At 63.1% G+C, this 14314-nt stretch carries 12 protein-coding genes; 5 read left to right on the forward strand and 7 right to left on the reverse strand.

The window, feature by feature from the left end; genetic code table 11:
- Positions 1-657 precede the first annotated feature (657 nt).
- Entirely contained in the window at positions 658-1542 is an 885-nt protein-coding gene (locus ABEH28_RS15980; RefSeq protein ID WP_346630525.1) for a LysR family transcriptional regulator, read from the reverse strand.
- A gap of 95 nt (positions 1543-1637) precedes the next feature.
- Between ABEH28_RS15980 and ABEH28_RS15985 the strand changes: the two genes are divergently transcribed.
- The 5 genes from ABEH28_RS15985 (at position 1638) to ABEH28_RS16005 (ending at position 7467) form a co-directional block, all read left to right on the forward strand.
- Positions 1638-2783, forward strand: coding sequence for a DSD1 family PLP-dependent enzyme (locus tag ABEH28_RS15985; RefSeq protein ID WP_346630526.1), 1146 nt, complete (start codon positions 1638-1640; stop codon positions 2781-2783).
- The gene (locus tag ABEH28_RS15990) at positions 2773-3207 is read left to right on the forward strand and encodes a RidA family protein (RefSeq protein WP_346630527.1); all 435 of its coding nucleotides are present in this window, start codon (positions 2773-2775) and stop codon (positions 3205-3207) included. Before ABEH28_RS15985 ends, ABEH28_RS15990 begins: the two co-directional genes overlap by 11 nt.
- Positions 3204-4385 carry an FAD-dependent oxidoreductase gene (locus ABEH28_RS15995; RefSeq protein ID WP_346630528.1) on the forward strand — a complete coding sequence of 394 codons (1182 nt, stop codon included), beginning with the start codon at positions 3204-3206 and terminating at the stop codon, positions 4383-4385. The genes ABEH28_RS15990 and ABEH28_RS15995 overlap by 4 nt, the downstream gene beginning before the upstream one ends.
- Positions 4382-5227, forward strand: a complete 846-nt coding sequence (locus ABEH28_RS16000; protein ID WP_346630529.1) for a GNAT family N-acetyltransferase — start codon at positions 4382-4384, stop codon at positions 5225-5227. The genes ABEH28_RS15995 and ABEH28_RS16000 overlap by 4 nt, the downstream gene beginning before the upstream one ends.
- 776 nt (positions 5228-6003) lie before the next feature.
- Complete coding sequence (locus tag ABEH28_RS16005) at positions 6004-7467, forward strand: aldehyde dehydrogenase family protein (RefSeq protein WP_346630530.1); 1464 nt, start codon at positions 6004-6006, stop codon at positions 7465-7467.
- Positions 7468-7706: 239 nt separating this feature from the next.
- Here the strand turns inward: ABEH28_RS16005 and pepN are convergent, their stop codons facing one another.
- From pepN to ABEH28_RS16035, 6 genes are read right to left on the reverse strand one after another with little or no spacing between them, the layout of a single operon-like run.
- Positions 7707-10373, reverse strand: a complete 2667-nt coding sequence (gene pepN, locus ABEH28_RS16010; RefSeq protein ID WP_346630531.1) for an aminopeptidase N — start codon at positions 10371-10373, stop codon at positions 7707-7709.
- Positions 10374-10402: 29 nt separating this feature from the next.
- Positions 10403-11233 (reverse strand): DUF2797 domain-containing protein, encoded by an 831-nt coding sequence (locus ABEH28_RS16015; protein WP_346630532.1) that lies wholly within the window; start codon positions 11231-11233, stop codon positions 10403-10405.
- Complete coding sequence (locus ABEH28_RS16020) at positions 11230-11490, reverse strand: DUF1315 family protein (protein WP_074888021.1); 261 nt, start codon at positions 11488-11490, stop codon at positions 11230-11232. Before ABEH28_RS16020 ends, ABEH28_RS16015 begins: the two co-directional genes overlap by 4 nt.
- A gap of 29 nt (positions 11491-11519) precedes the next feature.
- Positions 11520-12392, reverse strand: coding sequence for a rhomboid family intramembrane serine protease (locus ABEH28_RS16025; protein WP_346626608.1), 873 nt, complete (start codon positions 12390-12392; stop codon positions 11520-11522).
- Complete coding sequence (locus tag ABEH28_RS16030) at positions 12389-13360, reverse strand: metallophosphoesterase (RefSeq protein WP_346626607.1); 972 nt, start codon at positions 13358-13360, stop codon at positions 12389-12391. The genes ABEH28_RS16025 and ABEH28_RS16030 overlap by 4 nt, the downstream gene beginning before the upstream one ends.
- Positions 13360-14250 (reverse strand): NAD(+) kinase, encoded by an 891-nt coding sequence (locus ABEH28_RS16035; RefSeq protein WP_037011709.1) that lies wholly within the window; start codon positions 14248-14250, stop codon positions 13360-13362. Before ABEH28_RS16035 ends, ABEH28_RS16030 begins: the two co-directional genes overlap by 1 nt.
- Positions 14251-14314: the final 64 nt, after the last annotated feature.

A 14314-nucleotide genomic window follows, 5' to 3' on the forward strand; every position in this document is an offset into this window, starting at 1 on the left:
GCCTTCGGCGAGTTACTTGGAAAAGCACCCCAAGTAACCAAGGGTGCTTGCTCTCGGTTGGGCCCAACTTCGTCGGGTTCCTTCACTCCGGTCCCGCTCCGTGGACCCGCCGCCATCCGCCATCCATGGCGGGGGGCGGCTCTCGCGGCATCCATGCCGCTCGGCCCACTCCGCGAGACCTGCGTTCAGCCTGCACCAAAGTCGCGATTGGCGGTGTCTGGGCTTTTTGCGCACGAAGATCAAAAGCGCGCTTACGCTTAGTAGGACCGGCTTCAGCCGGGAAGCCTTTGATCTTGATCGTTCCCACGCTCTGCGTGGGAATGCATTCCCTGACGCTCCGCGTCACCGGTATCACTGGCTCCACGCGGTGCTTTTTTGTGGGACCGGCTTTAGCCGGGAAGAGGCCAGTCTGGGCACTGGCAGGTTTGCTGATCAGACACACTACCTGTAGGAGCGAGCTTGCTCGCGAAGCTGTTGCTGTTTCTGTCAGATCGTTCCCCACGCTCCGCGTGGGAATGCATCCTGTGACGCTCCGCGTCACCGGTCTCACTGGCTCCACGCGGTGCTTTTAGTGGGACCGGCTTTAGCCGGGAAGAGGCCAGTCGCAGCGCCGACGATGTTGCGGTGTACGCCTGTCTCGCTATCAAACGCCCCCACTCACACCTTCAACGCATCTTCCAGAAACGCCACCAACGCTTGCACCCTCGGGCTGCGCAGTTTGCGGGAGGGTACGAGGAGGTTGACGGGGGCGCTGTCGAAGTTCCAGTCAGCGAGGACGCGGACGAGGTTGCCGCTGGCGATGGCTTCGCTGACGTCCCATTGCGAGCGCAACACCAGGCCCAGGCCTTGTTCGGCCCAGCGGCGGGCGACGCTGCCGTCGTTGGTGAGCAGGGCCGGTTCGACGCGCAGGGTTTTGCGGGCGGGGCCTTTGCGCAGGTGCCAGAGGGTGACGTCTTCGTCGTTCTCGCGGATGCAGATGCAGCGGTGGGCGCTGAGTTGGTCCGGCGAGGTCGGCTCGCCGTGTTCTTGCAGGTAGGCCGGGCTTGCGCACAGCCAGCGTTCGTTGGGTGAGAGTTGTCGCGCGGTCCAGAGGCTGTCGTTGAGGTGGCCGATGTGGATCACGGCGTCGCTGTCGTGGCGATCCGGCCAAGGTGTTTCGCGCAGGTCCAGGTGCAGGCACAGCTGCGGATGCAGCCGGATGAAACGCGCCAGCAGCGGCGCCAGTCGCTGTCGTCCGAAACCGAACGGCGCCGCCAGTCGCAGGGTGCCGACCAGTCTTTCGTCCTTTTGCCGGAAGGACTCGGGCAGTGCTTCCAGCTGTTCCAGCAACAGCGCGCTTTCCCGGGAGAAGCGTTCGCCATCGGCCGTCAGGCTCAGGCGGCGGGCGTCGCGGTTGGCCAGGGTCAGGCCCAGTAGGGTCTCCAGTTTGCGCAGGCGCATGGACAGCGCCGGCGGCGAAACATTGAGCGCTCTGGCCGCCGCACTCAGGGATTCGGCACGGCTCAGGGCGACCGCCAGGCGCAGGTCTTCGATGGAGATCATTCACTTTTACTTAATGATTGATGAGACTGGATTGAACCACACCTTAACGGCAGCTGAGTAGAGTGCAGCCTGTCCCTCGCCACCCGAGTTCCGTCATGTCTACGCCGATCGCTTCTCTCGACACGCCCGCCGCGCTGGTGGACGTCCCGCGCATGCAGCGCAACATCCAGCGCATGCAGCAGCGCATGAACAGCCTCGGCGTTCGGCTGCGTCCCCACGTCAAGACCAGCAAATGCATGCCGGTGATTCAGGCGCAGATCGCGGCCGGCGCCAGCGGTGTGACGGTCTCGACGCTGAAAGAAGCCGAGCACTGTTTCAACCAGGGCATCAGCGACGTGTTGTATGCGGTCGCCATCGCGCCCGGCAAATTGGCCCAGGCACTGGCGCTGCGGCGCGCCGGCTGCCACCTGAGCGTGCTCACCGACAGCGTTCAGGGCGCACAGGCCATCGTCGCGTTTGCGCGTGAGCACGACGAATCCAACCCCATCTGGCCCGTCTGGATTGAGGTCGACTGTGACGGTCATCGTTCGGGCCTCGCCGCTGAAGACCCCGCGCTGATCGACGTAGCACGCATCCTCATCGAAGGCGGCCTGCAACTGCGCGGTGTGATGACCCACGCCGGTTCCAGCTACGAACTCGACAACCCCGAAGCCCTGCAGGCCCTCGCCGAACAGGAGCGCGCCCTCTGCGTTCGTGCCGCTCAACGCATCCGTGACGCCGGGATGGCCTGCCCGGACGTCAGCATCGGCTCCACGCCCACTGCCCTTTCGGCCCTGAATCTGGATGGCGTGACGGAAGTGCGCGCGGGCGTTTATGTGTTCTTCGATCTGGTCATGCACAACATCGGCGTCTGCCAGGCCGACGAGTTGGCCCTGAGCGTGCTGACCACGGTGATCGGCCATCAGCAGGAAAAGGGCTGGATCATCACCGACGCCGGCTGGATGGCCATGAGTCGTGATCGCGGCACCCAGCGTCAGCGCCACGACTTCGGGTACGGCCAGGTGTGCAGCGAAACGGGCGAGTGGATCGAAGGGGCGTTGGTCACGGGCGCCAATCAGGAGCACGGGATCGTTACCCTGGGCGACGCCGACAGTGCCGACCTCGCCACACGTTTCGCCATCGGCAGCCGCTTGCGCATCCTGCCCAACCACGCCTGCGCCACCGGCGCGCAGTTCCCGGATTATCACGCCCTCGACGCCGACGGCGCGGTGCACACCTGGAGTCGTCTGCATGGCTGGTGACATCGAGATCATTCACACGGCCGACGCAGCGGCGCCGGGCGGACACTATTCCCAAGCAGTGGCTTACGGCGGCGTGGTGTACGTGTCCGGGCAGTTGCCGGTGCGCGCCAATGGCGAGCACAGCGCCGACCAACCGTTCGAGGTGCAGGCCTCAATTGCCCTCGACAACCTCATGGCGATCCTTGCACAAGCGGGTTTGAGCTCCAGCGATCTGCTGAAAGTCACGGTCTACGTCGTGGGCATTGAACACTGGCCGGCCTTTGACCAACTCTATGGGCAGTACCTGGGCGAGCATCGACCCGCCCGCGCCGTGGTGCCGGTCCCGGCCTTGCATCACGGTTACCTGATCGAAATCGAAGCCGTGGCGCGTGACCTGCAACCCCGCGGCCTGCCAGCCCGTAACCTGCAAGAGGAGCCTTTATGAACCCGCAAAAAAGCGATGTGCTGGTGATCGGCGGGGGCGTCATGGGCGCCTCGTCGACATTTTTCCTGCAGCGGCGCGGTTGCTCGGTGACGCTGCTGGAGCGCGACCAGATTGGTCAGTACGCCAGCGGCGTGAACTTCGGCAACGTCCGCCGGCAAGGGCGCTATCTGGGCCAGCTCGAACTGGCGAACCGTTCATGGGGCTGGTGGAAACGTCTGCCGGAGTTGATCGACGACGACCTCGAATTCATCCCCAGCGGGCACATGCGCGTGTGTTATCGCGAGGACGAAATCGCCGAACTGGAGGCCTACGCCGCCGCCCCGGAAGCCGAGCAACTGGACCTGAAAATCTATCGCGGCGCCGAGCTGCACAAGCGGTTCCCCTTCCTTGGCGCAGATGTGAAAGGCGGCTCGTACGCGCCCCACGACGGTCACGCCAACCCGCGTCTGGCGGCACCCGCCTTTGCCCGCGCGGCTCGTCGGCTTGGCGCACGGATCGAAGAACGCACCGAGGTTGCCGATGTGCAAAAGGTCGGCGGCGTGTTTCACGTCACCACCACTGACGGGCAATTGTTTGTCGCCGAGCAGCTGTTGATCACCGCCGGCGCATGGGCGACCAGGCTGTCTCAACAGTTCGATGAACCCGTGCCCCTGGAACCCAACGGTCCGCAGATGTCGGTGACCGAGCCGGTGCTCTACGCATTGCCGACGGTAATCGGCGTATTCACCAAGATTAAGGAAGAGGTGATCTACTTTCGGCAGATCCCGCGCGGGAACATCATCATCGGCGGCGGCGCCCGTTGCGCGCCGGACATGGTCAACCGTCGGGCGTTTTTCAAGCCTGAAAGCCTGCTCAATCAGATGCGTCAGATGAAGCGGCTGGTTCCCGGCGCCGAGAAACTCAACATCATCCGCACCTGGAGCGGCATCGAAAGCTACACGCCGGACTCGCTGCCGGTGATGGGCCGCAGCGGCATGGTTGACGGGCTGTTTTACGCCTTCGGCTTCTGCGGCCATGGCTTTCAGCTCGGCCCTGGGGTCGGCGATGTGATGGCCGAACTGATCAGCACCGGCAGCACCAGCACGTCCATCAGCCCCTTCGACATTCGCCGGTTCACTCAGCCATCACTCGTATCGCAATTGGCGACCAGCCTTTTCAGCACAGGAAAACTCATATGAGCGACGCCTACGTTTATCGCATGGCCACGGCGGCCGACATGCCCGCCGCCCACGCGCTGTCCGTGCAGTTGAAGTGGCCCCATCGCGAGGCAGACTGGGCGATGGTGCAGCGCACGTCCGAGGGTTTCGTCGCTGAACATGACGGGCAATTGGTGGGGGTGGCGTTTGCTTGTCATCAGGGGGCTTATTCTTCCATCGGGCTGGTGATCGTCAGTGATCAGCACCGGAGCAAAGGCATTGGGCGCCGGTTGATGAACCTGTGCCTGGACGCCGCCGCGCCGCGCACGCCGATCCTCAATGCCACTGAATCAGGGGCGCCGCTCTATGCAAGCATGGGTTTCGTCGAATACGCGCGGATTCAGCAGCATCAGGGCGTGCCTCAGACGCCGCCTGTTCCGGCTGCGATGGGGGCTGGGCTTTGTCGCGAAGTGACCGAGGCCGAATACCCGCGGGTGATCGAACTGGCCAACGCCGGCAGCGGGCTGGATCGCACGGCGGTCCTCAATGATCTGCTGCCGATGGCGGAGTGTGTGGTGGGCGTCGAGGTGCACGGCCAACTGAAAGGCTGCGCCCTGCTCCGCCGTTTTGGTCGCGGGCACCTTATCGGGCCGGTGGTTGCGCAGAGTCTGGAGCAGGCGCAGCAGATGATCACGCACTTGCTGGACCTGATCCCCGGCGCGTTTGTGCGTTTCGATATTCTGGCTGATTGCGGGCTGGTGGAGTGGCTGGAGGGTCTCGGCCTGCCATGCGTTGATCGCGCGCCCCGCATGGTGCTGGGCGAACCGCCGCGGTCGCGGGATGGGATTGCCCAGTTTGCGATGGTGACCCAGGCGATTGGGTGAACGTTGCCAGGCGCGCCGCCATTTGTAGGACCGGCTTCAGCCGAGAAAGCGTCAGGCGCCACACCGCAAAATTGATGTCGCTTACACGGGCCTCTTCCCGGCTGAAGCCGGTCCTACAAAAACAGACCGCGTGCATTCAGGATATCCGGCATGACCCCGACTGTAGGACTGGCTTTAGCCGGGAAGACGTCAGGCGACACACCGCAAAACTGATGTCGCTTACACGGGCCTCTTCCCGGCTGAAGCCGGTGCTACAAAAACAGACCGCGTGCATTCAGGATATCCGGCATGACCTCGACTGTAGGACTGGCTTTAGCCGGGAAGACGTCGGGCGTCACTCCGCAAAATTGTGGGTGCTCATGCGGGCCTCTTCCCGGCTGAAGCCGGTCCTACAAAAACAGACCGCGTGCATTCAAGATATCCGGCATGACCTCGACTGTAGGACTGGCTTTAGCCGGGAAGACGTCGGGCGTCACTCCGCAAAATTGTGGGTGCTCATGCGGGCCTCTTCCCGGCTGAAGCCGGTCCTACAAAAAACAAACCGCGTGTATCCCGCCAATGATGCAGCGCACGCCATCACCTGTAGGACTGGCTTTAGCCGGGAAAGCGTGAGGCGTTACACCGCAAAATTGATGGCGTACACATCGCCGGATTCAGCAGATTCTCCCTTGCAGACCGCAACAACGGCATCTTTTGCCTGGGCCGGTTTGTTAGCGTATCGAGACGTCAGGACTCGCTGTTCGCAGCACTTATCACCGCTCCAGGGAGCTAGCTGGATGACCTCACACTCTTCACACACCCACGGCCTTGAGCTGCACAACGCCGGGCAGTTTTACATCAATGGCGAGTGGACTTCCCCCGCGGTTCCGGCTCTTCTGCCGGTGATCAATCCCGCCACTGAAGAGGTGGTCGCCGAGGTCGCGCGGGGTTCGGCCGAAGACGTTGATCGGGCCGTCGCAGCAGCGCGCGCTGCCTTCCCCGGCTGGTCGGCGACGCCGGTGGTAGAACGCGCATCGATCCTGAGCAACATCCACACGCTGATCCTTGAGCGCAAAGAGCCGCTGGCCCAGGCCCTGTCGCTGGAAATGGGCGCGGCCATCAGTTTCTCCCGCGCCATGCAGGTACCGCTGGCCGCCGAACACGTGCGGGTCGCCCGGGATCTGCTGTCCACCTACCGTTTCCAGACCGTCGAAGGCACCACCGCCATCGAACGCGAAGCCATCGGCGTCTGCGGTCTGATCACGCCGTGGAACTGGCCGCTGTATCAGATCACCGCCAAAGTCGCGCCGGCCCTCGCCGCCGGTTGCACCGTGGTGTTGAAACCCAGCGAGCTGTCGCCGTTGAGCGCCCTGCTGTTCGCCCAACTGGTCCACGACGCCGGCCTGCCCCCCGGCGTGTTCAATCTGGTCAACGGCAGTGGTCCTGACGTCGGCGCCGCCATCGCCGCACACCCTGACATCGACATGATTTCCATCACCGGTTCAAATCGGGCCGGTGCCCTCGTCGCGCAAGCGGCGGCGGTGACGGTCAAACGCGTGACCCAGGAACTGGGCGGCAAGTCGCCGAACGTGATGCTGCCCGACGCTGACTTCGCCAAAGCCGTGCCGCTGGGGGTGCTGTCGGCCTTCCGCAACGTCGGCCAATCGTGCAGCGCGCCGACCCGGATGATCGTGCCCCGCGCCCGCCTCGCCGAAGTCGAAGCACTGGCCACCGACACCGCCAACGCGTTGATCGTCGGTGACCCGCAATCCCCCGACACCCAACTCGGCCCGATTGCCAACGAAGCCCAGTTCAGCCGCGTCCAGGCCATGATCCAGGCTGGCATCAGCGAAGGCGCGAAACTGCTGTGCGGCGGGCCGGGCCGCGTGGAAGGGTTTGAAAAAGGTTATTACACCAAGCCAACGGTGTTCTCCGAAGTGGGTTCGGCGATGCGCATCGCTCAGGAGGAAATCTTCGGCCCGGTGCTGTGCATCCTCGCCTACGACACCATCGACGAAGCCGTGACCATCGCCAACGACACCGTCTACGGTCTGGGCGCCCACGTGCAGGCGCAGGACCTCGAACTGGGCCGCGCCGTCGCCTCGCGCATCCGTGCCGGACAAGTCCACCTGAACCACCCGGCGTGGAACCCCATGGCGCCCTTCGGCGGCTACAAGCGCTCGGGCAATGGCCGAGAGTACGGCGTTATGGGATTTGAGGAGTATCTGGAGACCAAGGCGATTATCGGCTTCAACGCCTGATCGCCAGCTGGCCGGGATCCTTGGACGTCGCAAATTGTGGGACCGGCTTCAGCCGGGAAGGCGTCATTCGTCACAGCGCAAAATGCGGTGGCGCACAAACCGGCCTCTTTCCCGGCTAAAGCCAGTCCTACGAAGGCGTAGCGTGCAAGACTGCATCCGAAGCGCTGAAACCAGGAATCAGCGCCCACAAAAAAGGGCTGTCCGCGCAAACGGACAGCCCTTTTCAACATCCGCCCGGTTTACGCCAGGCTTTTGCTCACCACTTCATACACGTCCGGCGACAGCGGGCCGGAGGCGAGGATGCGTTCCAGTTCCGCTTTCATCAGCGCTCGCCGCGCGCTGTCGTACTTGCGCCAGCGGGTCAGTGGCGCCAGTTGGCGAGAGGCGATCTGCGGGTTGAAGCCGTTCAGCTCGATGACCAGATCGGCCAGGAAGCGATAGCCCGAACCGTCCGCCGCGTGGAAGTTGATCAGGTTCTGCCCGGCAAAGGCACCGATCAGGGCACGCACCTTGTTCGGGTTCTTCATCGTGAACGCCGGGTGCTGCATCAGCGCTTTCACCCGCTCCAGCCCGCCCGGCAAGGTGCTGCCGGCCTGTACGCTGAACCACTGATCCATGACCAGTGCGTTGTCCTTGAAGTTTTCCGCGAACACTTCCAGCGCCTTGGCCTTCTCGGCCTCGAACGGCGAGTTCACCAGCACGGCCAGCGCAGTCAGGCGCTCGGTCATGTTGTCGGCCGTGTCGAACTGATCGATGGCGGCGGCCAGCACGTCCGGCTTGCCGGTCTGCATCAGGTACGACAGCGCGATGTTCTGCAACGCACGGCGAGCGAAGTGCTCGGACGCGGCCACATACGGCGTCTGCTTGGACAGCTCGCGGTTGGTCTGATAACGCGTCCACAGCGCGTCGCTCAGGTTATCGGCCAATTGCTGACGGGCAAACTCCCGCGCGGCGTGGATCGCATCGACGTCAGCCACTTCGCTGATTTCGATCAGATACGCCTCGCCCGGCAGCGACAGCATTTCCGCGACCATGGCCTGATCCAGAGTCTCGTCCGTCAGCACCGTGTGCAGCGCGGTGATCAGACGCTGATCCATGACCAGCGGCTCGCCCTTCTGGTGCTGGGCAATCAAGTCCTGCAGCACTTGAACCGACAGTTGCTGACCGGCATCCCAGCGGTTGAAACCGTCGCTGTCGTGCTGCATCAGGAACATCAGTTGATCGCGGTTGTACGAGAAGCTCAATTTGACCGGCGCCGAGAACCCGCGCAGCAGCGAAGGCAGCGGCTGCTCGGCGATGTCGATGAAGGTGAAGGTCTGCTCGGCTTCGGTCACCGAGAGCACGCGGGAGGTGTTCACCGCCGGTGCCTCGCCCTGCAGGCGCAGCGGCAGTTCCTGACCCTGGGCGTCCAGCAGGCCCATGGCGACCGGAATCACGAACGGCAGCTTCTGATCGCCCGGCTGGCCCGGCGTGGTCGGCGTGCTCTGACGGAAGGTCAGGCTGTAGGTCTTCGCGTCAGCGTCATAGGACTCGCTGACCGCCAGACGCGGCGTGCCGGCCTGGGAATACCAGCGCTTGAACTGGGTGAAGTCGACACCGTTGGCGTCTTCCATGGCCTTGACGAAGTCGTCGCAGGTCACGGCCTGGCCGTCGTGGCGCTCGAAGAACAAGTCGCTGCCCTTGCGGAATCCTTCCACGCCCAACAGGGTGTGGATCATGCCGACCACTTCCGCGCCCTTTTCGTACACGGTCAGGGTGTAGAAGTTGGAAATCTCGATGAAGCTGTCGGGGCGCACGGCGTGGGCCATGGGGCCGGCGTCTTCGGCAAACTGGTGGGTGCGCAGATAGGCCACATCCTGGATGCGCTTGACTGTGGCCGAGTTCATGTCAGCGGAGAAGCCGGAATCACGGAATACGGTGAAGCCTTCCTTCAGCGACAGCTGGAACCAGTCGCGGCAGGTGACGCGGTTGCCGGTCCAGTTGTGGAAGTATTCGTGGGCAACGATCGCTTCCACGCGCTGGTGAGCAGCATCGGTGGCGGTTTCGGCGCGGGCCAGCACGGCGCTGGAGTTGAAGATGTTGAGGCCCTTGTTCTCCATGGCGCCCATGTTGAAGTCGTTGACGGCGACGATCATGAAGATGTCCAGATCGTATTCGCGGCCGTAGACCTCTTCGTCCCAGCGCATGGACTTCTTCAGGCTGTCCATGGCGTGCTGGCATTTGTCGACGTTTTCCGGCTCGACGAAGATGCGCAGCGTGACCTTGCGCTGGCTCATGGTGGTGAAAGTGTCTTCGATGCACCACAAGTCACCGGCCACCAGCGCGAACAGGTAGGCCGGCTTCTTGAACGGGTCCTCCCAGGTTGCCCAGTGACGCTGGGTGTCATCGGAGGGGCCGGCGGCAATCAGGTTGCCGTTGGACAGCAGGATCGGGAAAGCCTGCTTGTTGGCGCTGACCGTCGTGGTGAATTTGCTCATCACGTCCGGGCGGTCGAGGTAATAGGTGATCTTGCGGAAGCCCTCGGCCTCGCACTGGGTGCAGAACATGCCGCTGGATTTGTACAGGCCTTCCAGGGCGGTGTTGGTTTCCGGGTGGATCTTCACGGTGGTGTCGAGGGTGAAGGTCTCGGAGGTGGGCTGGACGGTCAGGCTGTCAGGGGTCAGTTCGTAATCGCTGGACGTGAGGTCGACGTCGGCCAGTTTGACCGACAACAGTTCCAGCAACTGGCCGTCAAGCACCAGCGGCGGCAAACCTGCTCCACGCTCCGGGTTGCGGCGCATCACCAACTGCGCGTGGACCAGGGAATGGTCGTCGAACAATTCGAATGTCAGGTGGGTCTCGTCAATGAGGTACTCAGGCGCCTGATAATCCTTCAGGTAAATCATTTTCGGCTGGTCGGTGCGCATGCGGTTGTCCCTTCTTCTGCTAATACGGGCTACTGATGCACGGCGAGTTGATACGCCGTGTATTTGCGAATATTGATCACGCCGGTGTCGAAGATCAGGTACTGCCCTTTGACGCCCAGCAGGGTGCCTTCGGCGATCGGATCCTTGTCCAGATTGAAGCTGACGATCTTGGTCGGATAGGCCTCTACCGGGTATCGGATCTCGATGGGCTCGACATCGTTCATCACCTGAATGGCCTGCAGGCCAAAGCGCATCTGCAACGCGATCAGGCCTTCGGCGCAGGACTCGAACAGTTGCTGACGAATCGCCGCCAGATCAACCGCCGGTGCGTCGCCCTTGAGCAGCGCGCGCCAATTGGTGCGGTCGGCCACCTGGCTGCGGAACAGGTCTTCGACGAAACCGGACTGCTGGCGCGTGGCACAACGCACAATCGGCAACGCTTGGCTGGCGCCCTGATCCAGCCAGCGCGTTGGCAGCTGGGTGGCGCGGGTGATGCCGACTTTGACGCCCGACGAGTTGGCCAGATAGACCACGTGATCGGTCATGCAGAACTGCTCGCCCCACGCCGGATCGCGGCAGGTGCCATGCTCGTGATGGCAGCGTTCGGGGCTCATGATGCACAGGTCGCACTGCGCCAGCTTGAGCATGCACGGGTAGCAATAGCCCTGGCTGTAGCTGGTTTTGGTGCGCTTGCCGCAATGGCTGCAATGAATCGCACCCAGAAACTCAAGGCGCACGGTCTTGCCGATCAGCGGGTTGACCGGGATCTGTGAATCACCCAGCCGAAACGCGTATTCCACCCGCGAGGCCTCAAGCCGCGCGGACATTTTGTTGACGGAGCCTCTGCCGATTTCAATCAATGAATGGAGTCCGATTTGAACAGGATATTGGGCACCGGCGCCGACTTCGAGGCGCACTCTTGCGGGCCCATGTAGCCGATGCGCTGGTCCTCGGGCACGTTGCGCACTTCCCAGGCAATCAACGCCTGCAGCGACAGCTCACGTTGCTCCTGGGTCAGCTTGCGGCCGTCGGACCATTTGCCGATTTCCACCGCCAGCTTCAGGCTTTCGTAGACGTCCGGGGTGATGTTTTCGATCATTTCGACAAAAGAGGACATTGGGTTCTCCCAGAATTAAGCGGGCAATTTTAGTGTTTGCGGCGGGCCAGTGCACCGCCCACAAGACCTGTAGCACAACCGATGATCAGTCCGCCGACATGGGCGCCGTTGGCGATTTCGCCAAACCCGAGCGCACCGACGACGCCGGACAGGCAGACCACCAGCCAGATCAGCATCATCCCCAGAACACCCCGTGGTAAACGATACATGGGGTTGGGGGCGAGCAATTGAAAGATCCAGCAATGGCCGAGCAAGCCATAAAGTACCCCGGACAGGCCGCCGAACAGGCTCGGGCCGCTCCAGAAATACTGGACGTAATTTGAAAACGCGCTGAACGCCAGGGTCAGCCCGAGCAATTGCCAACCGCCCTGGCGCATTTCGATGCGCCGACCCAGTTCCCAGAACCACAGCGCGTTCATCACCAGGTGCAGCAGGCCGAAGTGAATCAGCATCGGCGTGACAACCCGCCACCACTGCCCTGCCCCCAGGGACGTTTCCACCGGCAGGAAGCGGATGTACTCGCCGTTGACGCGGAAGTCGTTGAAGGTCAGCCAGCTCAAGGCCTCGAAGTTGTCGCCGAGCAACGTGACGCCAGCGACGATCAGGCACAGCAGCAAGATCACGCTGGTCACCGGGCTGCTGCGCACCTGCACCAGCGGGCTCGGCCTGCTCACGGCCACGACTTCGCGGCCCGGCGGCAACTGCGCGGTCGGGTCGCCTTCGGGGTATTGCTGATACAGCTGGCGGATGTCATCGGCCAGTTGCGGCGCATCGGGCACCCACAGCACTTGCTCGCCGGCCTCTTCGCTGACCCGATGGGGCACGTTGAGGCGCCGCAGCAATTCGACAAAACCGCTCAGGTCGGTTTGAAGCGGCAGGCGTAAGACAGCAACCGGACTCATTGACCTATCTCCGGTCGGGTGACGTCGACCCAGACGAACTTGTCCGGGTCGATCTGTGTTTCCTGATCCAGCCGGTAGGCGACCAGCTTGCCGTAGAGCACGGCGCTGTAGTCGAGGCAGGCCAGGTTGGGGCGGATCGGCGCGGGAATGCCGCTGCGCCAGTAGTGACCGACGAACAACAGCGGCTCATCGGCGCCGTACCGCAGCAGCGCGTTTTTCTCGCTGGGGGACAGCGGCCGACGGGCCACCGGCTCCGGCAGCGCGTCAGGCTGGAACACCACGTCGCCGTAGGTCTGCGGGTCGTCTTCCCAGAATTTGGTGCGGAACGAGGCGCGGGTCAGGCCGTCGCCACCGGTCAGGGTCATGCCGTGGGGCAGGCGCATGTCGGTGCCGCGCAGCAGCCGATCAAATACCGCACTGGCAAAACTGCCGGGCTCCGCGGACGCCTGCACGAAGGCCTGATCGATGCGGCCGTCGCCGTAAACGCTGCGCAATGGCGCGATCAGGCTGGCATCCCAACAGGCGTGGACGACACGGAAGCGCTCGGCGTCAATGAACAGCGGCAACTGATAAAACCATTTGAGAAAGTCATTCCAGTCACCGGGGTGCTGCTCGAACTGCGCCAGGGTTTCGCCCAACAGGCGGGCATGGCGCGGCGTGTGTTCGCGCACCCACTCATGGCCGCTGTCGGGCGGCGCCGGCGTGCTCCAGCCCAAAGCGTTGAATTCATGGTTGCCCATGATGCAGAACGCCTGGCCGGCCTCCACCATGTCACGGACGATGTGCAGCGCTTCGCGAATGCGCGGGCCGCGGTCGATGATGTCGCCCAGGAACACGGCGATGCGCTCAGGGTGGCGCCAGACGCCGGCCTGAAAGCGGTAACCAAGGGTGTCGAGCAAGTGCTCAAGGGTCTGGGCACAACCATGCACGTCACCGATCAGATCGTAGCCACGCGCGGGATCGAGCATCAGTCGCTCCCGCCGCCAAGCCGACTGCCCCAGCCAAGTTTGGTCCGGCAGACTTCGTAGTAGTTGTGATCGAGCGGGTGAATGAGGCGCAGCTTCTGCGGCTTCTTTTTCACGGTCACGGTGTCACCCGGCGCACAGGTGAAGTGGTTCTGGCCATCGCAGGAAACCTGTGGGTAGATCGTCATGTCCTTTGAGACAACGATTTTCAGCTCACTGTTTCCATCGACGACAATCGGCCTGCCGGACAGCGTGTGCGGGTACATCGGCACGATGACGATAGCGTCGAGCTTGGGGTGCATGATCGGGCCGCCCGCCGACAGCGCGTAGGCCGTGGAGCCGGTGGGCGTGGCGACGATCAGGCCGTCGGCCTTCTGGCTGCAGACGAACTGGCCGTCGATATAGATTTCGAATTCGATCATCCGCGTGGACTTGCCGGGGTGCAACACGACGTCGTTGAGGGCGTCGCCCTGGCCGATCGCTTCGCCATGGCGGCGCACTTCGGCCTGCAGCAGGAAACGGTTTTCCACCAGATAGTGGCCGTCGAGCACTTCGGCGACTTTGACTTCCAGCTCATCGGGGCGAATGTCGGTCAGGAACCCCAGACTGCCACGGTTGATGCCCAGCACCGGCACGTTGTGCTTGGCCAGCGCACGGGCAGCGCCGAGCAGACTGCCGTCGCCGCCAACGACGATGACCATGTCGCAGACTTCGCCGAGCATCTTGCGCGAAGAGGTCTGCAAACCGTGGCCCGGCAGGACCTCGGCAATGGCGTCTTCGAGGATCACATGCAGGTGCCGGGATATCAGGAATTTCTTGAGTCGGCGAACGGTCTCCACCACCTGGGTACTGCCCAGGCGACCAATGATGCCGATATTTCGAAATTGCTCCATGGGGCTCCCGCAGGCTTGATGCGTGTAAAGAACGCGATTATGGGCGAAGGGGTCGGGGGCGGCA

Origin of the sequence: Pseudomonas sp. Ps21-P2 (assembly GCF_039672565.1) — a bacterium.
Classification (GTDB): domain Bacteria; phylum Pseudomonadota; class Gammaproteobacteria; order Pseudomonadales; family Pseudomonadaceae; genus Aquipseudomonas.